Below are 21,066 nucleotides of genomic sequence, written 5' to 3' on the forward strand. Positions count from 1 at the left end.
GAGGAATATGCGGATCGGGCTACGCGCCAGCCTGAGTTTTGGGGTTTTGGCCGCTTTGCTGGTGATCGTGGGGCTGTTTGGGCTGGGCCAGATGGTCAAACTGCGCGAAAGTGCGCTGGTCATTGAACAGAATTGGATGCCGAGCATCGAGAACATCCACGACAGCGCCGCCTTGATCGCCACGGTCCGCCTGGAGTCCCTGCGCATGGTGAGCACCGACGAATCGCGGGTGCGTGACACCAGCCGAGGCCTGATCACCCGCACCGGCAGCGAGCTGCAAGCCTTGCTCGACCGGCATGAAACCTTGCTGAGCAACGACGAAGAACGCGAGTTGCTCAAAACCCTGAGAACCAATGTGGCGACCTACCTCGCCATCGCTAGCCAAATGATCGCGCTGGTGGACAAGGATCAGCAGCAGGACGCCCTCGACCTGCTCGTCAGTCGCCTCGCCCCCCAGGGTGCGGTCCTCAGCCAGAGCCTGGAAAACCTGATCGTGTTCAACCAGAACGGCGTCGAGGCCGCCGCCGATTCGGCGGCACAGATGTATTCGAGCGCGCAGTGGGTGGTCAGCCTGATTATCGTGGGTGCGCTGATCGCCACCTTGCTGATGGCCTGGTTGTTGACTCGCAGCATCACCCACCCAATCGCCCAGGCCCTGAGCGTGGCACGCACCATCGCCAACGGCGACTTGAGCCAGCCGATCAAGGTCAGTGGCACCGATGAACCGGCCCAACTGCTCAGCGCGCTGGCCAGCATGCAGGCGCAGTTGCAGAGCACCATCCGAGGCATCAGCGAGTCGGCCCAGCAACTGGCCTCGGCGGCCGAGGAAATGAGTTCGGTGATGGACCAGAGCACCCGTGGCCTGCAGGCACAGAACGATGAAATCGAACAGGCCGCCACCGCCGTCAACCAGATGAGCGCAGCGGTGGACGAAGTGGCGGGTAACGCGGTGTCCAGCGCCGAAGCGTCCCAGGCCTCGGACGAAGACAGCAAGCACGGCCACTACCAGATCAGCGAAACCATCAGTTCGATCCAGAACCTGGTGGAGGAAGTGCTCGGCGCCTCGAACAAGGCCGAAGGCCTGGCCGTACAGGCGCAGGACATCAGCAAGGTGCTGGAGGTGATCCGTGGCATTGCCGGGCAAACCAACCTGCTGGCGCTCAACGCCGCCATTGAAGCCGCGCGCGCCGGTGAAGCCGGGCGCGGGTTTGCGGTAGTCGCCGATGAGGTGCGCTCGCTCGCCCAGCGCACCCAGGACTCCACCCAGGAAATCGAGCAGATGATCACCAGCATCCAGCAAGGTACCCAGAACACCGTCGAGGCCCTCAACAGCAGCGCCGAACACGCCGGCCAAACCCTGCAACGGGCCAACAGCGCCGGCAGCGCCCTGGAGAAAATCACCGCCGCCATCTCGCAGATCAGCCAGCGCAACCTGGTGATCGCCAGCGCCGCCGAGCAACAAGCACTGGTGGCGCGGGAGGTGGACCGCAGCCTGGTAAATATTCGCGACCTGTCCACCCAGACCGCCGCCGGCGCCACCCAAACCTGCGCCGCCAGCCAGGAACTGTCGCGCCTGGCGGTGGACCTGAATGGGCTGGTGACGCGGTTTGTTCTGTAATCAATGAAAGCGGCGTGCAACACTCGCCGCCTGATTGATGTAGGAGCGTTGCGTGAGACCTGTCGACACCCTCTACCTGCTGGGGCTGGCTGCCATCTGGGGCGCGAGCTTCCTGTTCATGCGCATTATTGCGCCGGAAATCGGCACCGTGCCCACCGCGTTTTTCCGCGTATCGATTGCCGCCGCCGGGCTGCTGGTGATGTTGACAGTGATGCGGGTGAGCTGGGACTTCCAGGGCAAGTTCAAAACCGTGCTGCTGCTGGGCGTGATCAACTCCGGCATCCCCGCAACCTTGTATTCGCTGGCGGCCCAGGTGCTGCCGGCGGGCTATTCGGCGATTTTCAACGCGACCACGCCACTGATGGGCGTACTGATCGGCGGGCTGTTCTTCAGCGAGCGCCTCACCCCCTCGAAACTCGCCGGCGTGTGCCTGGGCTTGTTCGGCGTGGGCGTACTGACCCGCGCGGGGCCAGTGGCGTTTGACCTGGAATTGTTGACGGGTGCGCTGGCCTGCTTGCTGGCCACCACCTGTTATGGCTTTGCCGGGTTCCTGGCGCGGCGCTGGTTGGACCAACGCGGCGGCTTGGACAGCCGCCTGTCGGCGTTGGGCAGCATGCTCGGCGCCACGTTGTTCCTGCTGCCGTTGTTTGCCTACAGCGCCATCAGCCATCCGCCCGCGAGCTGGGGTGGGTGGCAGGTGTGGATGTCGCTGCTGGGGTTGGGCTTGGTGTGTACAGCGTTCGCGTATGTTTTGTACTTCCGGCTGCTGACATCCATCGGACCGGTGAAATCGATGACCACGACGTTTTTGATCCCACCGTTTGGAGTGTTGTGGGGGGCTTTGCTATTGGGGGAGCCGTTGTCGATGGCGCACGTGTATGGAGGGGTGTTGATTGGGGGGGCGTTGGGGTTGGTGTTGCGCCCGCAAAAATTGTAGGCGCGAGTTGCTCGGTGAGGACACGTTTTATGCGTCTGTGCGCGACCGCCAGTCAGCCAACAACGAAGCCAGGGTGTCTTCCAGCGGGATAGTTGGCTGCCAGCCGAGCACGTCGCGGATGCGGTCACAGTTACCCACCGCGACCGGGATATCGGACGGCCGCAAGCGTTGAGGGTCAAGCTCAACAGAAATAGCCACGGTACTTTGGCTGATCATCTCGTCAAGAATGTCGCGAATTTTGCGCGACTGCCCCGATGCGATATTGAACAAACGGGGATAATCGTGACGATCGCTCAGCTTGAGCAACTGCACGTAAGCGGCACACACATCCTGCACATCGAGGAAATCGCGGCATGCCTCCAGATTGCCGACTTGCATGACCGGCGCTTGTTCTGCGCTTTCGATGCGTGCGATCTGTCGGGCAAACGATGCCGTCACGAAGTCAGGAGACTGGCCGCTGCCAATATGGTTGAAAGGGCGCGCAATCACGCCTCGCACACCCTGCTTGAAATACTGCTCGAGTGCCAACTCCGCAGCCAATTTACTGGCCGCATAAGGGTTCATCGGCAAGCACGGGCTGCTTTCGTCCAGCGCTACGCCAGCCTTGAACGCCTCGCCATACACTTCAGAGGAACTGGCGAACACAACAAAGGCATCCGGGGCCTTCTGTTTCACGGCTTCCAGCAGATTCAGGCTGCCCATGACATTGGTATTCCAAGTCAGCAGAGGGTCTTGAAAACTGGTTGGCACGTGGGAAATGGCCGCCAGGTGAATAATATGGGTTGGCTTTAACCGTTCAAGCGTCGCCGCACAGGCACTTGGATCACGGATATCCAGTATGGCCTGCTCCACGCCTTCACGAGGTGACGGGTTGGGCGTAGTGCAAGCACAACTTACTCGATAGCCTGCCGCCAATAGTTGCCCGAGCAGGACTTTACCGACAAAGCCGTTGGCTCCAGTCACCAGAACATGTTTCACCGCTATTCACCTTTGGCCTGAACAACATAAGTAGGACCGAACGGGTTCAAATAGAACCCGCCCACTGCAACGCAAGTGACTGCGCTCTTCTGGCCTTAGAACGAAAAGCCTTGTTCGTTACGACGCAAGTCTTCTTGAACCATCATCCGGCACAGTTCCTCCAGGCTGGTTTTTGGTTCCCAACCCAGGACCGCCTTGGCTTTTGCTGGATCGCCGATCAACAACTCCACCTCGGTAGGTCGGTAGAACTTCGGGTTGACCCGCACCACGGTGTTGCCGGTGCGTGCGTCAATCGCGTGCTCCTGGTCACCCTTGTCTTTCCATTCCAGGTCGATCTCAACCGCTTTGAATGCCAGCGATACAAAGTCACGTACTGTTTCAGTGCGATTGGTCGCCAGCACGAAGGTGTCTGGCTCATCGACTTGCAGCATGCGCCACATACCTTCCACGTACTCTTTGGCAAAACCCCAATCGCGCTTGGCGTCCATGTTGCCCAGCTCCAGGACGCTCAGTTTGCCTTGGGTGATCTTGGCGACGGAGTCAGTGATCTTACGGGTAACGAACTCACGGCCGCGCAGTGGCGACTCGTGATTGAACAAGATACCGCTGGTCCCGAATATCCCGTAGGACTCGCGGTAGTTGATGGTCATCCAGTGCGCGTACAACTTGGCAACGCCGTATGGGCTGCGCGGATAAAAGGGCGTGGATTCGACCTGTGGAATCGCTTGAACCTTGCCGAACATTTCCGAAGTAGAGGCCTGGTAGAAGCGCACCTTCGGGTTAACGATGCGGATGGCTTCCAGCAAATTGACCGCGCCTAAGCCCGTGATTTCACCGGTGGTCACCGGCTGGTCGAAGGACACACCGACGAAGCTCTGGGCAGCCAGGTTGTAGACTTCAGTGGCCTGCGTGGTCTGCAGCAGACGAATGCTGGAGGACAGATCAGTCAGATCGTATTCGACCAGGTGCAGGTTTGGGTGCTGGGTGACACCTAGCTCATCCATCCGCCAGAAATTGACCGAACTGGTACGGCGATAGGTGCCATATACGGTGTAGCCTTTTTCCAGCAAGAGCTGAGCAAGGTACGCACCGTCTTGGCCAGTAACACCGGTGATAATTGCTTTTTTCATGAAAAATCCCCTTCGAAAATAAATCCTATAACGAACGAGGCTGACCTACTCAGATCGTAATGAAGAGTACAGTCCATTACCCGTTCTATCCGAAAACATGAGCACGCCCAAGCGACGCGCTTACCAAAAATTGATCTTGTTACACCAGCAAAAAACCAGCGGCACAATTGCCCCATGAATGCTCTTGGGCATGCGCAATGGAGTTTCACTTTATATTCGGCTCAACTGTAAATACGGCGGTGTGAACCTCATCAAAATCTCTGCGTCGCAAACAATCCCGACAGTGCATTTACTTCAATACCCTGCAACTTCGCAGGCGGCACGCTGGGCAACATCAGCACTTAAATCGCAACCTGCGCCAATGGGTGAATAATCCTCTACCCCAACCCAAGCGATGCCGGGCAAACCGCGAGCCCTCAAACGTGTTTCCAACGGCGCATGACTCAGATGCCGGCCCGACCGTAAATATCCTCGAACCGCACGATATCGTCTTCACCCAAGTAATCACCGCTCTGCACTTCGATCAATACCAAGTCAATGACCCCCGGATTCTCCAGCCGATGGGTGTGCCCGGCAGGAATGAAGGTTGATTCATTGGTATTGAGTAGAAATTCGCGGTCATTATTGACCACGCGTGCCATACCGCTGACCACAATCCAGTGCTCGCTGCGGTGATGGTGCATCTGCAGCGACAACGAACCTTGGGGCTTGACGACAATGCGCTTGATCTTGAACCGCTGCCCGTCTTCCAAGGTGGTGTAGGCCCCCCACGGACGGCGCACGGTGGTGTGGTCCAGATGGGACTGATGCCCATTTTTCTTCAACTGAGCAGTGATAGCCTTGATGTCTTGCGCGTGATCTTTGTGTGCAACCAGCAGGGCATCGGTCGTGTCGACAATGATCAGGTCTTGAACGCCGACCAAAGCCGCCAGTCGGCGATGGCTGCGCACATAGTTGTTGTTGGAGTTATGACAAATAGCCTCGCCGTCAATGCGATTGCCGTGCTCATCCGCCGGGGACAGTTCACTCATGGCGTTCCACGAACCGATATCGCTCCAACCGATGTCACAAGGCACCGTCGCCACTTTGCTTGAGCGCTCCATCAGTGCGAAGTCGATGGAGATGTCCGGCACCCTGGCAAAGCTGCCCGGCTCCAAGTGCAGGCTGCGGTGGCTGTGACCCGTCATCGTGCCGGAACCTGCGAGGCACGCGTCCACGGCGCTGGATACATCCGGCGCGCACAATTGCATTTCTTGGATCAGCGTACCCGCGCGGAAGCAGAACATGCCGGAGTTCCAAAAATAATCGCCCGACGCCACATACCCTTGAGCCGTTTCCAGGTCCGGTTTCTCGACGAAACGTTTGACCTTGAACCCATTACCAAGGGGGCCGTCATTATCTTTTTGGATATAGCCGTAACCGGTTTCCGCAAACTCCGGTTTTACACCGAACGTCACCAGCCAGCCGTCTTTTGCCAGTTCCGAAGCAGAGCAAACGGCCTGGGCAAATGCAGCGTGATTATCTATTAAGTGATCGGCAGGCAGCACTAACATGATGGCATCTTGCCCATGAGTTCGTGCAACTTCCTGGGCCGCGAGTGCGACTGCGGCAGCCGTATTACGTCCGAATGGCTCCAGAACGAAACTTAAATTGGTGAATTCCGGAGCCTGCGCGCCGTACTCATCGAGCGTCTTGAAATAAAGATCACGATTGGTGATGGTCAATACTTCGCTGACCGACTCCAAAGCCAAGGCACGGGCATAAGTCTTCCGAATTAAATTGCCACCATCTGGCAATTCAATAAACGGTTTGGGATGCGCTGAACGGGAAACAGGCCACAGACGGCTACCCGCACCGCCGCAAATAATGACTGGAACGAGTGCCACACTGTACTCCTTTACGCAATGTCATTTTATTTCGGCCGTCGCCCTCGCCTCCTCGCGACGAACAGACTCGAAAGCAAAGCGACTAGAGTCTTTGAGCTAAAAAATCAAATCGCCGGAGCGTTTGGAGGAGGTTATGGCGTTTCTCTTACAAATTACCCCGAACATTCTTATTTAAATGGTCATTTATGTCTAGGAAAAGACCCGTCATCCGACAGACAAAAACTATTTTTTATGGCCCAGGAAAAAAGCCTGCCAAGGGACGTGTCGATTTTGCGCCTCAAACAACCGAACGCCCGCAAAAACACCCCACGCTCTGCAGCCCATCGGTGTACGCCACATGAATGCTCGCGCCCTTGCGCCGGGACTGTGTCTACACTGCTTATCGGAAAATCCACTCAACAATCACAGATCACGGCCGACAACCCTTCAAAGCCTTGCGGATAAAAAAACCATGCGTAATAACCAACCCGTTACCCAGCGCGAACGTACCTTCCCCGCTCAGCAACGGTTGATCTCCACCACAGATGCCAAAGGCGTGATCACTTACTGCAACGACGCGTTCGTCGAGATCAGTGGGTTCTCCCGTGAAGAACTGCTGCGTGCGCCGCACAACCTGGTACGTCACCCGGATGTGCCGGCTGCAGTGTTCGGGCATATGTGGTCAACGCTCAAACAAGGCTTGCCATGGATGGGCATTGTCAAGAACCGCTGCAAGACGGGCGATCATTACTGGGTTAACGCCTATGTGACGCCGGTCTTCGAAGGCAATCAGGTGGTCGGCTACGAATCGGTACGCATCAAGCCCACCACCGAGCAGATCCGCCGGGCCGAAGCGCTCTACCAACGCATCAACCAGGGCAAGTCGGCCGTTCCCCAGCGGGACAAGTGGCTGCCGGTGTTGCAGGACTGGGTGCCATTTATCCTGATCAGCCAGTTAAGTTTCATGATCGGCGCGTCGCTCAATTCCCACTGGGGCTTTGCCCTGGCGGCGGGCTTGTCGGTACCGTTGGGCCTGCTGGGCCTGAGCTGGCAGCAGCGCGGGCTCAAGCGCCTGTTGCGCCTGGCCGAGCAAACCACGTCCGACCCGCTGATCGCGCAGATGTACACCGACAGCCGTGGCGCCCAGGCGCGCCTGGAGATGTCGATCCTCAGCCAGGAGGCACGTCTGAAGACCTGTCTTACGCGCTTGCAGGACACCGCCGAACACCTCAACGACCAAGCCGCGCAGTCCAACACCCTGGCGCACAACAGCTCCAGCGGCCTGGAACGCCAGCGCGTCGAAACCGAACAGGTGGCCACGGCGGTCAACCAGATGGCGGCGACGACCCAGGAAGTGGCCAGCCACGTGCAGCGCACCGCCGATGCGACCCAGGAGGCCAACCGCCTGACCGGTCGCGGGCGCGATATCGCCGGGGAAACCCGCGAGGCGATTCAGCGCTTGTCGCTGGCCGTCGGGGAAACGGGGGTGACCGTCACGCAGTTGGCCAAGGACAGCGATGAGATCGGTGGCGTGGTTGACGTGATCAAAGGCATTGCCGACCAGACCAACTTGCTGGCATTGAACGCAGCCATCGAAGCGGCACGTGCCGGCGAAATGGGCCGTGGTTTTGCGGTAGTGGCTGACGAGGTTCGCCAACTGGCGCAACGCACGGCTGAATCGACCGGGCAGATCCATGCCCTGATCGCCAAGCTGCAGCAAACCGCCTCCGCCGCCGTACAGACCATGGACGCCGGGCATCGCCAGGCCGAAGAAGGCGTGGCGCGGGTGATGGAAGCAGACCAGGCGCTGGTGGGCATCAGTGAGGCGGTGGCGCATATCACCGACATGACAACCCAAATCGCCGCGGCGACCGAGGAACAAAGCTCGGTGGCCGAGGAGATCAGTCGCAATATCAGCACCATTGCGTTGCTGGCGGACCAGACCTCGGAGCAGGCGTTGAACTCGGCGCAGTTGAGTGAAGAGCTGACGCATACCGCTAATACCCAGTACTCGCTGGTGGAGCGGTTTAACCGGTAAACCGCTATCGGGGGCTTGCCCCCGATAGGGCCCTAGAGGGCGCCGAGAAACCCGGCCACCCTCACTGCCGCAGCCTCCACATGCTGCTCATGGCTAAACCCGGAAGCCTTCAACGGCTTCAAGTCATGATCCCCCGCCTCCAGCCACATCACCTCGATGCTCGGCGACAAATCATAGCCTTCTACCGCCGCCCGATTGCCCAAGGCATCGCGCTCGCCCTGCACAATCAGCGTCGGTGTTTTCAAGCCCGCCAGGTGCTCGACCCGTGGTTTCTCAGGCTTACCCACCGCATAGAAGGGATACCCCAGGCACACCAGGCCATCGGCGCCGACTTCATCGGCCAACAAACTGGCCATGCGCCCACCCATCGACTTGCCACCGATGGCCAGTTTCCCAGCGACATGGCGTCGCACTACGGTATGCACCTCACGCCAGGCACCCAGCAGTTTCGGCGCCGGGTTCGGTGGGCGTTTGCCGCCGTCCAGCCGACGCTGGGCCATATAGGGAAACTCGAAGCGCAACACGTTCACGCCATGCCCGGCAAGGCGTGCAGCCATGTCGCTCATGAAAGACGAGTCCATCGGGGCGCCGGCGCCGTGGGCCAGGATCAGCGTCGGCGCGGTACCCGCCGCCGGGCCCGATGCGACATCCCATAACCACCCATGTTCCCGCGCACACTGCGCCCATTGATCCCCGTCAATACTGGCCTTGTGCTCTTTGCCCATGCTTGCCTCGCTATTTAGTCTGCCTATAACTCCAGCCCAAGTGCCGCACTTGCTTGGGTTGAACCGTGGATGGGGAACCATGAACACTACTTTAAGTACCGCCTATAACTACAAGGTGGTCCGCCAATTCGCCATTATGACGGTGGTGTGGGGCATCGTCGGCATGGGGCTCGGGGTTTTTCTCGCCGCCCAATTGGTTTGGCCCGCGCTCAACTTCGATTTGCCCTGGACCAGCTTCGGCCGCTTGCGCCCGCTGCACACCAACGCGGTGATCTTCGCCTTCGGTGGCTGCGCGCTGTTTGCCAGCTCGTTCTACTCGGTGCAGCGCACCTGCCAGACTCAGCTGTTCGCGCCGAAAATCGCCGCGTTCTGCTTCTGGGGCTGGCAGTTGGTCATCCTCTTGGCCGCGATCACCTTGCCGCTGGGCTACACCAGTTCCAAGGAATACGCCGAGCTGGAATGGCCGATCGACATCCTGATCACCATTGTCTGGGTGGCCTACGCCATCGTGTTCTTCGGCACGGTGATGAAGCGCAACACCAAGCACATCTACGTCGGCAACTGGTTCTTCGGTGCGTTCATCATCACCGTGGCCATCCTGCATATCGTCAATAACCTGGAAATCCCGGTCAGCCTGACCAAGTCCTACTCCCTCTACGGCGGTGCGACGGATGCCATGGTGCAGTGGTGGTATGGGCACAACGCGGTAGGCTTTTTCCTCACCGCCGGTTTCCTGGGGATGATGTACTACTTCGTACCCAAGCAGGCCGAGCGCCCGGTGTATTCCTATCGCTTGTCCATCGTGCACTTCTGGGCGCTGATCACCCTGTACATCTGGGCCGGCCCGCACCACTTGCACTACACCGCGCTGCCGGACTGGGCGCAGTCGTTGGGCATGGTGATGTCGCTGGTGCTGCTGGCGCCAAGCTGGGGCGGCATGATCAACGGCATGATGACGCTCTCGGGGGCTTGGCATAAGTTGCGCAGCGACCCGATCCTGCGCTTCCTTGTTGTCTCCCTGGCCTTCTACGGCATGTCGACCTTCGAAGGTCCGATGATGGCGATCAAGACCGTCAACGCCCTCTCCCACTACACCGACTGGACCATCGGCCACGTACACGCCGGGGCGCTGGGTTGGGTGGCGATGATCTCCATCGGCGCGCTGTACCACATGATCCCGAAAATCTTCGGTCGCGAGCAGATGTACAGCCTCGGCCTGATCAACGCGCACTTCTGGCTGGCCACCATCGGCACCGTGCTCTACATCGCTTCGATGTGGGTCAACGGCATCGCCCAGGGCCTGATGTGGCGTGCGGTCAACGAAGACGGCACCTTGACCTACTCCTTCGTCGAAACCCTGGTGGCCAGCCACCCAGGCTTCATCGTGCGGCTGGTGGGCGGCGCGGTGTTCCTCAGCGGCATGCTGCTGATGGCTTACAACACGTGGCGCACCGTGCGTTCGCCGCAGCCTGTCGAAGCCACTGCCACTGCGCAGTTGGCCTGAGGAGTCCGTGATGAAACACGAAACGATTGAAAAAAACGTCGGCCTGCTGATGTTGCTGATGGTACTCGCCGTGAGTATCGGCGGCCTGACCCAGATCGTCCCGCTGTTCTTCCAGGACGTGACCAACAAGCCGGTCGAAGGCATGAAGCCCTACACCGCGCTGCAACTGGAAGGCCGCGACATTTACATCCGCGAAGGCTGCGTACAGTGCCACTCGCAGATGATCCGTCCGTTCCGCGCCGAAACCGAACGTTACGGCCACTACTCGGTCGCCGGTGAAAGCGTGTGGGACCACCCCTTCCTGTGGGGTTCCAAGCGCACCGGGCCGGACCTGGCACGCGTCGGCGCACGCTACTCGGACGACTGGCATCGCGCGCACTTGTACAACCCGCGCAACGTGGTACCGGAGTCGAAAATGCCGGCCTATCCATGGCTGGTCACGGCCCAGGTCGACAGCAGCCACACCGAGAGCAAGTTGAAGGTGATGCGCACCCTCGGCGTGCCGTACACCGACGACGACATCAGTGGCGCCGTCGCCAGCCTCAAGGGCAAGACCGAAATGGACGCGCTGGTTTCATACCTGCAAGTGCTCGGCACCGCCATCAAGAGCAAGAGGTGAGCCATGGGATTTGAATTCGATGCGGGCACCATCCGCGGCCTTGGCACGCTGGTCGTCGCCATCGCCTTTATCGGCCTGTCACTGTGGGTGTTCAACAACCGGCGCAATGCGGAATTCGAGCAGGCGCGCCTGCTGCCCTTCGCCGATGAACCTTCTCCATCCGACGCTCAAGAAGAGCCTGCAATAAGGAGCACCCGGCCATGACCCTATTCTGGAGTACATGGATCTGTGTACTGACCATCGGCAGCCTGATCGGCCTGACCTGGCTGTTGATCGGCACCCGCAAGGGCGAGACCAAGGGCAGCGTCGACCAGACCATGGGCCACGCCTTCGACGGTATCGAGGAATACGACAACCCCCTGCCGCAGTGGTGGTTCATGCTGTTCGCCGGCACCCTGGTGTTTGCCGTCGGCTACCTGGTGCTCTACCCGGGCCTGGGCAACTGGAAAGGCATATTGCCCGGTTATGAAGGCGGCTGGACCCAGGCCAAGGAGTGGGACAAGGAAATGGCCAAGGCCGACGCCAAGTTCGGGCCGATCTTCGCCAAATTCTCGGCCATGCCCGTGGAAGAAGTGGCCAAGGACCCGCAAGCGCTGAAAATGGGCGGGCGTTTGTTCGCCTCCAACTGCGCGGTGTGCCACGGTTCGGATGCCAAGGGCGCGTACGGTTTCCCTAACCTGGCAGACACTATCTGGCGCTGGGGCGGTTCGGCCGAAGCGATCAAGACCACCATCCTGAACGGTCGCCACGCGGCGATGCCGGCCTGGGGTGAGATATTGGGTGATGATGGTGTAAGAAACGTCGCCGCCTATGTGCGTCACGACTTGGCCAAACTGCCACTGCCGGCCGACAGCACTGCTGACCTGGCCGCCGGTCAAGCTGCGTTCAACACCACCTGCGTAGCCTGCCATGGCCCACAAGGCCACGGCATGGAAGCCATGGGCGCGCCGAACCTGACGCTGCCCGGCGGTTATATCTACGGCACCGGCCTGGCGCAGTTGCAGCAGACTATCCGTCACGGCCGCCAGGGCCAGATGCCGGCGCAGGACGTGCTGCAAGGCAATGACAAGGTGCATTTGCTGGCGGCTTACGTGTACAGCCTGTCCCATAACGCCAACGGCGCAACGCCGCAAGCCCAACCGCAGTAAGCGTTGACGACCGCCCCGACCCTGGGGCGGTCACTTTCCACGGGGAGCTTGCTCCCTTACCCCAGCAAGATCCCTTGCCACAGGTTTTTTGTTCGCTCGTTACCGTGCGGCATCTTTTGGCGCGACCAAGTGTCGCACCCTTCCAAAGCACACCTTTCCCCTCCTGCCATTCGGGTCTACGCTTGCTTTCAAGCGCAGCGATTGCGGTACGCCCAACGACACCCGTTGTGACCCCGCAATTTTCCTGTCCACTTGATCAGCTTTCCATTTCGGATTTGTCCTTACGCCAAACATGGAAAGGGCGCAGAATCTGGCGTGGAACGCATTGATCCAGGTCAGCCGTTGCGTTGCAATGGCCCCTCGCTTTCTCCATACTTGCGGCCGATTTTACCTATAAAAAAACCTAAACCGTGGAACCTTAGAATGAGCACAGCAATCAGTCCGACTGCTTATAACTATAAGGTAGTCCGCCAGTTCGCCATCATGACGGTGGTCTGGGGGATCCTTGGCATGGGGCTCGGGGTGTTCATCGCCTCGCAACTGGTCTGGCCGGAATTGAATTTCGACCTGCCTTGGACGACCTTCGGCCGTCTACGCCCACTGCACACCAACCTGGTGATTTTCGCTTTCGGCGGATGCGCGCTGTTTGCCACCTCTTACTATGTCGTGCAGCGCACCTGCCAGACGCGGCTGATCTCCGACGGCCTCGCCGCCTTTACCTTCTGGGGTTGGCAAGCGGTCATCATCGGCGCCATCGTCAGCCTGCCGCTGGGCTACACCACCACCAAGGAATACGCCGAGCTGGAATGGCCGATCGCCATTTTGCTGGCGATTGTCTGGGTGACCTACGGTGCGGTGTTCTTCGGCACCATCGTCAAGCGCAAGACCAAACATATCTACGTGGGCAACTGGTTCTACGGTGCCTTCATCGTGGTCACGGCGATGCTGCACATCGTCAACCACGCGTCGTTGCCGGTCAGCCTGTTCAAGTCCTACTCGGCCTACGCCGGCGCGACGGACGCGATGATCCAGTGGTGGTACGGCCACAACGCCGTAGGTTTTTTCCTCACCACCGGTTTCCTGGGGATGATGTACTACTTCGTGCCTAAACAGGCCGAACGTCCTATTTACTCGTATCGCCTGTCCATCGTGCACTTCTGGGCACTGATCACCCTGTACATCTGGGCCGGTCCGCACCATTTGCACTACACCGCCCTGCCGGACTGGGCGCAGTCCCTGGGCATGGCGATGTCGATCATCCTGCTGGCCCCGAGCTGGGGCGGCATGATCAACGGCATGATGACCCTGTCGGGCGCCTGGCATAAATTGCGCACCGACCCGATCCTGCGCTTCCTCGTGGTGTCCCTGGCGTTCTACGGCATGTCGACCTTCGAAGGGCCGATGATGGCAATCAAGACCGTCAACTCGCTGTCCCACTACACCGACTGGACCATCGGCCACGTACACGCCGGTGCCCTCGGTTGGGTGGCAATGATCTCCATCGGCGCGCTGTACCACATGATTCCCAAGCTGTTCGGCCGCGCGCAGATGCACAGCGTCGGGCTGATCAACACGCACTTCTGGCTGGCGACCATCGGTACCGTGCTCTACATCGCCTCGATGTGGGTCAACGGCATCACCCAAGGCCTGATGTGGCGTGCGATCAACGATGACGGCACCCTCACCTACTCCTTCGTCGAAGCGCTGCAAGCCAGCCACCCTGGCTACATTGTCCGTGCCCTGGGCGGTGCGTTCTTTGCCGCCGGCATGCTGTTCATGGCCTACAACGTCTGGCGCACCGTGCGTGCCTCGGACCCTGCACAAGCCGAAGCCGCCGCCAAGATCGCCGTTGTGGGAGCCCACTGATGAAGCATGAAGTAGTCGAGAAGAATATCGGCCTGCTGGCCTTCTTCATGGTCATCGCCGTGAGCATCGGCGGCCTGACCCAGATCGTTCCGCTGTTTTTCCAGGATGTCACCAACAAGCCGGTCGAAGGCATGAAGCCACGCACCGCCCTTGAACTGGAAGGCCGCGACGTCTACATCGCCAACGGTTGTGTCGGCTGCCACTCGCAGATGATCCGGCCGTTCCGTGCCGAAACCGAACGCTATGGCCACTATTCGGTGGCCGGTGAAAGCGTATGGGACCACCCGTTCCTGTGGGGCTCCAAGCGTACCGGCCCGGACCTGGCGCGTGTGGGCGGGCGTTACTCCGATGACTGGCAGCGTGCGCACTTGTACAACCCGCGCAACGTTGTGCCCGAGTCGAAAATGCCGGCGTACCCGTTCCTCGTGGAAAACAAGCTGGACGGCAAGGACACCGCGAAGAAGATGGAAGTCTTGCGCACCCTGGGCGTGCCCTACACCGACGAAGATATCGCCGGTGCAGCCGCAGCCGTGAAGGGCAAGACCGAAATGGACGCACTGGTGGCCTACCTGCAGGGCCTGGGCACCATCATCAAAAGCAAACGGTGATTCTTCATGGATATCGGGATGATTCGTGGCCTGGGCACCGTTGTCGTGATGGTGGCTTTTATCGGTCTGGCGTTGTGGGTGTTCAGCCCCAAGCGCAAGTCGGAGTTTGAAGACGCGACCTTGCTGCCCTTTGCGGATGACCCCGAAGCCATCAAGCACGTCGAGCAAGCTTCTAGGAGTAACAAAGAATGACTACGTTCTGGAGTCTGTACGTCACAGTCCTCAGCCTGGGCACCATCTTCGCCCTGACCTGGCTGCTGCTGTCGACCCGCAAGGGCCAGCGCGCCGAACAAACCGACGAAACCGTCGGCCACTCGTTCGACGGCATCGAGGAGTACGACAACCCGCTGCCCAAGTGGTGGTTCATGCTGTTCGTCGGCACCATCATCTTCGCCCTTGGCTACCTGGTGCTGTACCCGGGCCTGGGCAACTGGAAAGGCCTGCTGCCGGGCTACAACTACCTCGACACCGAAAAACAGACCCCTTTCGCCAACGGCCAGACCGGTTGGACCGGCGTACACGAATGGGAAAAGGAAATGGCCAGGTCGGACGCCAAGTTCGGGCCGATCTTCGCCAAATTCGCATCGATGCCGATTGAAGAAGTGGCCAAGGACCCGCAAGCCTTGAAGATGGGTGGCCGTCTGTTCGCCTCCAACTGCTCGGTGTGCCACGGTTCCGACGCCAAGGGCGCCTATGGTTTCCCCAACCTGACCGACGCCGACTGGCGCTGGGGTGGCGAGGCGAACACCATCAAGGAAACCATCATGAAGGGCCGCCACGCGGTGATGCCGGGCTGGGCCGCAGTCATCGGCGAGCAAGGCGTGGCCGACGTAGCGGGCTTTGTGGTGACCAAGCTCGACGGTCGCACCTTGCCGGAAGGCGCCAAGGCTGACGTGGCCAACGGCGAAAAACTCTTCGCCGCCAACTGCGTGGCCTGTCACGGCCCGGCCGGTAAAGGCACCCCCGCCATGGGCGCGCCCGACCTGACCCACCCCGGTGCGTTCATCTACGGCTCAAGCTTCGCCCAACTGCAACAGACCATCCGTTATGGCCGCCAGGGCCAGATGCCGGCGCAGGAGCAACTGCAAGGCAACGACAAAGTGCATTTGTTGGCGGCGTATGTGTACAGCTTGTCCCATGGGGATAAGAAGGCTGAAGAGCAGTAAAAGCGCTCAGACAACAGAGCCCCGCGCAGCGAAAGCTGGCGGGGCTTTTTGTTCAGTGATTTCAGTTCCAGTGGCGTTCCACTGATAAATCCATGGGACGAATGACCGGCTTACCCGCAAAAACCGTCCATACTTCCCAAGTCAATTGATCCAGATCACGTACACCATCAATTCATTTCCCCCAACGCGACCAAAGGTCGCACCCTTGGCGTACCATCGGGGGCGTATCATTAAGCCACTGCAAGACCCTTAATTTGACCCCGGTTGGCACGTACTGGCCGAGGCAAATCTCCACCGCCGTGGGATGCAATGATGAGCAACCAAATACCGGTACATGACGTTACCCCGCTTGCCAAAACCGAGAGTAAAACGGTCGATCTCTACGCCGCGCGCGAGAAGATCTATACCCGCGCCTTCACCGGCCTGTTCCGCAATCTGCGCATGCTCGGCGGCGCCGGGCTGTTCCTGCTTTACTTCGGCACGGTGTGGCTGAACTGGGGCGGTCACCAGGCAGTGTGGTGGAACCTGCCGGAGCGTAAGTTCTTTATTTTTGGCGCGACCTTCTGGCCTCAGGACTTCATTCTGCTGTCGGGCATCCTGATCGTGGCGGCGTTTGGCCTGTTCTTTATCACGGTGTACGCCGGCCGCGTGTGGTGCGGCTATACCTGCCCGCAAAGCGTGTGGACATGGATCTTCATGTGGTGCGAAAAAGTCACCGAAGGCGACCGCAACCAGCGCATCAAGCTGGACAAGGCGCCGATGGGCGCCAACAAGTTCCTGCGCAAATTCAGCAAGCACACCCTGTGGCTATTGATCGGTTTTGTCACCGGCATGACCTTTGTCGGCTACTTCTCGCCGATCCGCGAACTGGTGTTCGACTTCTTCACCGGCCAGGCCGACGGCTGGTCGTATTTCTGGGTGGGTTTCTTCACCCTCGCCACCTACGGCAACGCCGGCTGGCTGCGCGAACAGGTGTGCATCTACATGTGCCCATACGCCCGTTTCCAGAGCGTGATGTTCGACAAAGACACCCTGATCGTGTCCTACGACCCGCGCCGTGGCGAACTGCGCGGCCCGCGTAAAAAAGGTAGCGACTACCAGGCCCAGGGCCTGGGCGACTGCATCGATTGCACGATGTGCGTACAGGTGTGCCCCACCGGCATCGACATCCGTGACGGCCTGCAGATCGAGTGCATCGGTTGCGCCGCGTGCATCGACGCCTGCGACAACATCATGGACAAGATGGAGTACCCGCGCGGCCTGATCAGCTACACCACCGAACACAACCTGTCGGGGCAAAAGACCCACAAATTGCGCCCACGCCTGATCGGTTACGCCCTGGTGCTACTGGCGATGATGAGCCTGTTGGCCGCCGCGTTTTTCATGCGTTCACTGGTGGGTTTCGACGTGAGCAAAGACCGCGTGCTGTACCGCGAAAACGCCGAAGGCCGTATCGAAAACGTCTACAGCCTGAAGATCATGAACAAAGACCAGCGCGACCACACCTACGTGCTCGACGCCGCCGGCCTGCCGGACCTCAAGCTGCAAGGCCGACGCGAAATCAAAGTGGCCGCCGGGGATATCGTGAGCATGCCGGTGGAGCTGTCGAGCGCGCCGGAACAACTGCCGTCGAGTACCAACGAGGTGACTTTCATCCTCAAGGATGCCGATGACACCAGCGTCCGTATTGAAGCCAAGAGCCGGTTCATCGGCCCACAAGTTCGTTAAACAGGGAACACGAGAATGCCCGCAACCACTGCCGCAAGCCCTTGGTACAAGCACCTCTGGCCCTGGATCATCATTGGAATCCTCGCCTGCTCGGTGACCTTGACCTTGTCCATGGTAACCATCGCGGTGAACAACCCGGACAACCTGGTCAACGACAATTACTACGAGGCTGGCAAGGGCATCAACCGTTCCCTGGACCGCGAACGCCTGGGCCAGACCCTGCAATTGCGCGCCAAGCTGCATCTGGATGAACTGACCGGTGAAGTCGAGCTGAACCTCACCGGCTACAGCAACCCGACCACCCTGGAACTCAATCTGATTTCCCCGACCCAGCCGGAGAAGGATCGCAAGATCAACCTGGCGCGCAGCGACAGCGAGCCGGGCCGCTATATTGGCCAGGTCACCGACAAGGTCCAGGGTCGTCGCTTCGTCGAACTGCTGGGCGTGGAAGGCGACAAGACCTGGCGCCTGTTCGAAGAAGAAGAGGTCAGCCACGACAAGGACTTGCTGCTGGGCGACGAGCCGCTGCAAGGGGCCGAAGACCTCAAGAAGTAAAAGCCCGCGCTTCGCGCATCCGGGGCAAGCCCCCCTCCACAGTTGGAATGCGTTCCCCTGTGAGAGGGGGCTTGCCCCCGATGAGGCCCTCCCAGCCAACCAAGATCCAAACCAATGACCAGCCCAACTCCCTGCTACCACTGCGCCCTGCCCGTTCCGCCGGGCAGCCGGTTCACCGCCGATATCCTCGGCGAGCGCCGTGAGCTCTGCTGCCCGGGCTGCCAGGCAGTCGCCGAAGCCATCGTCGCCGGCGGCCTGGAAAGCTATTACCAGCACCGCAGCGAAGCCTCGGCCAACCCCGAAACGCTGCCGGTGCAACTGGTGGACGAACTGGCGCTGTACGACCGCGCCGACGTGCAAAAACCGTTCGTGCGCCACCAGGGCGAACTGGCTGAAACCACCCTGCTGATGGAAGGCATCAGCTGCGCCGCCTGTGGCTGGTTGATCGAAAAACACCTGCGCAGCCTGCCCGCCGTGGCCGAGGCGCGGCTGAACCTGTCCAACCATCGCCTGCAAGTGCGTTGGGCCGACGGGCAACTGCCACTGAGCCAAGTGCTCAGTGAACTGCGCCATATCGGCTACGCCGCTCACCCGTATCAAGCCGACCGCGCCGCCGAGCAACTGGCCGGCGAAAACCGCCTGGCCCTGCGCCAACTCGGTGTGGCCGGGCTGTTGTGGTTCCAGGCGATGATGGCGACCATGGCCACCTGGCCCGAATTCAATATCGACCTGAGCCCGGAACTGCACGTCATCTTGCGTTGGGTTGCGATGTTTCTGACCACGCCCATCGTGTTCTACAGCTGCGCGCCGTTCTTCAAGGGCGCCATGCGCGACTTGCGCACGCGCCACCTGACCATGGACGTGTCGGTCTCCCTGGCCATTGGCGGGGCTTATCTGGCGGGAATCTGGACCGCGATCACCGGTGTCGGCGAACTCTACTTCGATGCGGTGGGCATGTTTGCGCTGTTCCTGCTGGCGGGGCGCTACCTGGAACGGCGTGCCCGCGAGCGCACGGCGGCGGCCACTGCGCAGTTGGTCAACCTGTTGCCCGCCTCGTGCCTGCGCGTGCAGGCCGATGGCCAGAGCGAGCGCATCCTGTTGAGCGAACTGGCCCTGGGCGACCGTGTACTGGTGCATCCGGGCGCGGTGCTGCCGGCGGATGGTGTGATCCTCGACGGCCAGTCCAGCATCGATGAATCGCTGCTCACTGGCGAGTACCTGCCGCAACCGCGTCAGGTCGGTGATGCGGTCACGGCCGGCACCCTGAATGTCGAGGGCCCGTTGACCGTCCAAGTGCGCGCCCTGGGCCATGAGACGCGTTTGTCCGCCATTGTGCGCCTGCTGGAACGGGCCCAGGCCGAGAAGCCGCGCCTGGCGCAAATCGCCGACCGCGCCGCGCAGTGGTTCTTGCTGTGTTCGCTGATCGCCGCCGCGCTGATCGGCCTGCTGTGGTGGGAACTGGATGCATCGCGAGCATTCTGGATCGTACTGGCCATGCTGGTCGCGACTTGCCCGTGCGCCTTGTCCCTGGCCACGCCGACGGCCCTCACCGCCGCCACCGGGACCCTGCATAAACTCGGGCTGCTGCTGACTCGCGGTCATGTGCTGGAAGGCCTGAACCAGATCGACACGGTGATTTTCGACAAGACCGGCACCCTCACCGAGGGCCGCTTGGCACTGCGGGCGATTCGGCCGTTGGGCGAACTGAGCAGCGACCGCTGCCTGAGCCTTGCGGCCGCCCTGGAAAACCGCTCGGAACACCCGATTGCCCGAGCCTTTGGCCGCGCGCCGCTGGCCGCCGATGAGGTACTCAGCTCCCCGGGCCTGGGCCTGGAGGGTTGTGTGGGCGGGCGCTTATTGCGCATCGGCCAGCCGGGTTTTGTGTGTGAACTCAGTGGTTGCCCGGCCCCTGCTTCACCGGACGACGCCGGGCAATGGCTGCTGCTGGGCGACCGCGACGGCGCCCTCGCCTGGTTCGTACTCGACGATCGCCTGCGCAGCGATGCCCCCGCCCTGCTCGCCGCCTGCAAGGCACGCGGCTGGCGTACCTTGCTGCTGTCGGGGGACAGCTCGCCGATGGTCGCCAGCGTCGCCCTTGAGCTGGGTATCGACGAGGCCCACGGTGGCCTGCGCCCCGACGACAAGTTGCAGGTGCTGCAACAACTGCACAAGGAAGGCCGCAAGGTGCTGATGCTCGGCGACGGCGTCAATGACGTACCGGTACTCGCCGCCGCCGATATCAGCGTGGCCATGGGCTCGGCCACCGACCTGGCCAAGACCAGCGCCGACGCGGTGCTGCTGTCCAACCGCCTCGACGCCCTGGTGCAGGCCTTCAGCCTGGCGCGGCGCACCCGACGAGTGATTCTTGAAAACCTGCTGTGGGCGGGTCTATACAATGGCCTGATGCTGCCGTTCGCCGCCCTCGGCTGGATCACCCCCATCTGGGCGGCGGTCGGCATGTCCATCAGTTCATTGACCGTGGTGCTCAACGCCCTGCGCCTGACTCGCCTGCCGAGCGCGCCAGCAGGCGGCGCCCCCTCAATCACCCGCCCGCTGCCGGCGTGAGCCGCGCGGGCATGGA

General features: G+C 60.7%; 18 protein-coding genes. 14 read left to right on the forward strand and 4 right to left on the reverse strand.

Going from position 1 to position 21,066, the window contains the following annotated elements; translation table 11 throughout:
• Window positions 1-7 precede the first annotated feature (7 nt).
• Window positions 8-1,618, forward strand: a complete 1,611-nt coding sequence (locus tag AB4O25_RS11025; protein WP_370737724.1) for a methyl-accepting chemotaxis protein — start codon at window positions 8-10, stop codon at window positions 1,616-1,618.
• A gap of 52 nt (window positions 1,619-1,670) precedes the next feature.
• A complete protein-coding gene (locus AB4O25_RS11030; RefSeq protein WP_017527516.1) occupies window positions 1,671-2,555 on the forward strand; it encodes a DMT family transporter in 885 nt (294 codons plus the stop codon).
• Window positions 2,556-2,582: 27 nt separating this feature from the next.
• Here the strand turns inward: AB4O25_RS11030 and AB4O25_RS11035 are convergent, their stop codons facing one another.
• The 3 genes from AB4O25_RS11035 to AB4O25_RS11045 all read right to left on the reverse strand — a co-directional run bounded on the left by AB4O25_RS11035 (window position 2,583) and on the right by AB4O25_RS11045 (window position 6,549).
• Complete coding sequence (locus AB4O25_RS11035; protein WP_116079359.1) at window positions 2,583-3,533, reverse strand: GDP-mannose 4,6-dehydratase; 951 nt, start codon at window positions 3,531-3,533, stop codon at window positions 2,583-2,585.
• Between the two features lie 95 nt (window positions 3,534-3,628).
• Window positions 3,629-4,663, reverse strand: a complete 1,035-nt coding sequence (gene gmd / locus AB4O25_RS11040; protein WP_017527514.1) for a GDP-mannose 4,6-dehydratase — start codon at window positions 4,661-4,663, stop codon at window positions 3,629-3,631.
• 443 nt (window positions 4,664-5,106) lie between these two features.
• On the reverse strand, window positions 5,107-6,549 hold the full coding sequence (locus tag AB4O25_RS11045; protein ID WP_116079357.1) for a mannose-1-phosphate guanylyltransferase/mannose-6-phosphate isomerase: 1,443 nt from the start codon (window positions 6,547-6,549) through the stop codon (window positions 5,107-5,109).
• A gap of 451 nt (window positions 6,550-7,000) precedes the next feature.
• On the opposite strand from AB4O25_RS11045, the gene AB4O25_RS11050 reads away from it, so the two are divergent.
• The gene (locus AB4O25_RS11050) at window positions 7,001-8,566 is read left to right on the forward strand and encodes a methyl-accepting chemotaxis protein (protein ID WP_017527512.1); all 1,566 of its coding nucleotides are present in this window, start codon (window positions 7,001-7,003) and stop codon (window positions 8,564-8,566) included.
• Between the two features lie 32 nt (window positions 8,567-8,598).
• Here AB4O25_RS11050 and AB4O25_RS11055 read toward each other — a convergent pair whose 3' ends face one another.
• Window positions 8,599-9,291 carry an alpha/beta family hydrolase gene (locus AB4O25_RS11055; RefSeq protein WP_116079355.1) on the reverse strand — a complete coding sequence of 231 codons (693 nt, stop codon included), beginning with the start codon at window positions 9,289-9,291 and terminating at the stop codon, window positions 8,599-8,601.
• Window positions 9,292-9,370: 79 nt separating this feature from the next.
• Between AB4O25_RS11055 and ccoN (AB4O25_RS11060) the strand changes: the two genes are divergently transcribed.
• From ccoN (AB4O25_RS11060) to AB4O25_RS11110, 11 genes are all read left to right on the forward strand, one after another.
• The gene (gene ccoN / locus AB4O25_RS11060) at window positions 9,371-10,795 is read left to right on the forward strand and encodes a cytochrome-c oxidase, cbb3-type subunit I (RefSeq protein ID WP_116079354.1); all 1,425 of its coding nucleotides are present in this window, start codon (window positions 9,371-9,373) and stop codon (window positions 10,793-10,795) included.
• 10 nt (window positions 10,796-10,805) lie between these two features.
• Complete coding sequence (ccoO, locus tag AB4O25_RS11065; protein ID WP_017527509.1) at window positions 10,806-11,414, forward strand: cytochrome-c oxidase, cbb3-type subunit II; 609 nt, start codon at window positions 10,806-10,808, stop codon at window positions 11,412-11,414.
• Window positions 11,415-11,417: 3 nt separating this feature from the next.
• Window positions 11,418-11,618, forward strand: a complete 201-nt coding sequence (locus AB4O25_RS11070) for a cbb3-type cytochrome oxidase subunit 3 (RefSeq protein ID WP_010208563.1) — start codon at window positions 11,418-11,420, stop codon at window positions 11,616-11,618.
• Window positions 11,615-12,562, forward strand: a complete 948-nt coding sequence (ccoP, locus tag AB4O25_RS11075; protein ID WP_017527507.1) for a cytochrome-c oxidase, cbb3-type subunit III — start codon at window positions 11,615-11,617, stop codon at window positions 12,560-12,562. Before AB4O25_RS11070 ends, ccoP (AB4O25_RS11075) begins: the two co-directional genes overlap by 4 nt.
• Window positions 12,563-12,985: 423 nt before the next feature.
• Window positions 12,986-14,428, forward strand: coding sequence for a cytochrome-c oxidase, cbb3-type subunit I (gene ccoN, locus AB4O25_RS11080; RefSeq protein WP_065878162.1), 1,443 nt, complete (start codon window positions 12,986-12,988; stop codon window positions 14,426-14,428).
• On the forward strand, window positions 14,428-15,036 hold the full coding sequence (gene ccoO, locus AB4O25_RS11085) for a cytochrome-c oxidase, cbb3-type subunit II (RefSeq protein ID WP_003193167.1): 609 nt from the start codon (window positions 14,428-14,430) through the stop codon (window positions 15,034-15,036). Before ccoN (AB4O25_RS11080) ends, ccoO (AB4O25_RS11085) begins: the two co-directional genes overlap by 1 nt.
• Window positions 15,037-15,042: 6 nt before the next feature.
• Window positions 15,043-15,228 carry a CcoQ/FixQ family Cbb3-type cytochrome c oxidase assembly chaperone gene (locus tag AB4O25_RS11090; RefSeq protein ID WP_003175465.1) on the forward strand — a complete coding sequence of 62 codons (186 nt, stop codon included), beginning with the start codon at window positions 15,043-15,045 and terminating at the stop codon, window positions 15,226-15,228.
• A complete protein-coding gene (gene ccoP, locus AB4O25_RS11095; protein WP_460150856.1) occupies window positions 15,225-16,202 on the forward strand; it encodes a cytochrome-c oxidase, cbb3-type subunit III in 978 nt (325 codons plus the stop codon). Before AB4O25_RS11090 ends, ccoP (AB4O25_RS11095) begins: the two co-directional genes overlap by 4 nt.
• 312 nt (window positions 16,203-16,514) lie before the next feature.
• Window positions 16,515-17,930 carry a cytochrome c oxidase accessory protein CcoG gene (gene ccoG, locus AB4O25_RS11100; protein WP_460150857.1) on the forward strand — a complete coding sequence of 472 codons (1,416 nt, stop codon included), beginning with the start codon at window positions 16,515-16,517 and terminating at the stop codon, window positions 17,928-17,930.
• 15 nt (window positions 17,931-17,945) lie between these two features.
• Complete coding sequence (locus AB4O25_RS11105; RefSeq protein ID WP_460150858.1) at window positions 17,946-18,485, forward strand: FixH family protein; 540 nt, start codon at window positions 17,946-17,948, stop codon at window positions 18,483-18,485.
• A 114-nt stretch (window positions 18,486-18,599) separates the two neighbouring features.
• Window positions 18,600-21,050, forward strand: a complete 2,451-nt coding sequence (locus tag AB4O25_RS11110) for a heavy metal translocating P-type ATPase (RefSeq protein WP_017527502.1) — start codon at window positions 18,600-18,602, stop codon at window positions 21,048-21,050.
• The last annotated feature ends 16 nt before the right edge of the window (window positions 21,051-21,066 follow it).

The organism is Pseudomonas sp. S3_A03 (assembly GCF_054668275.1).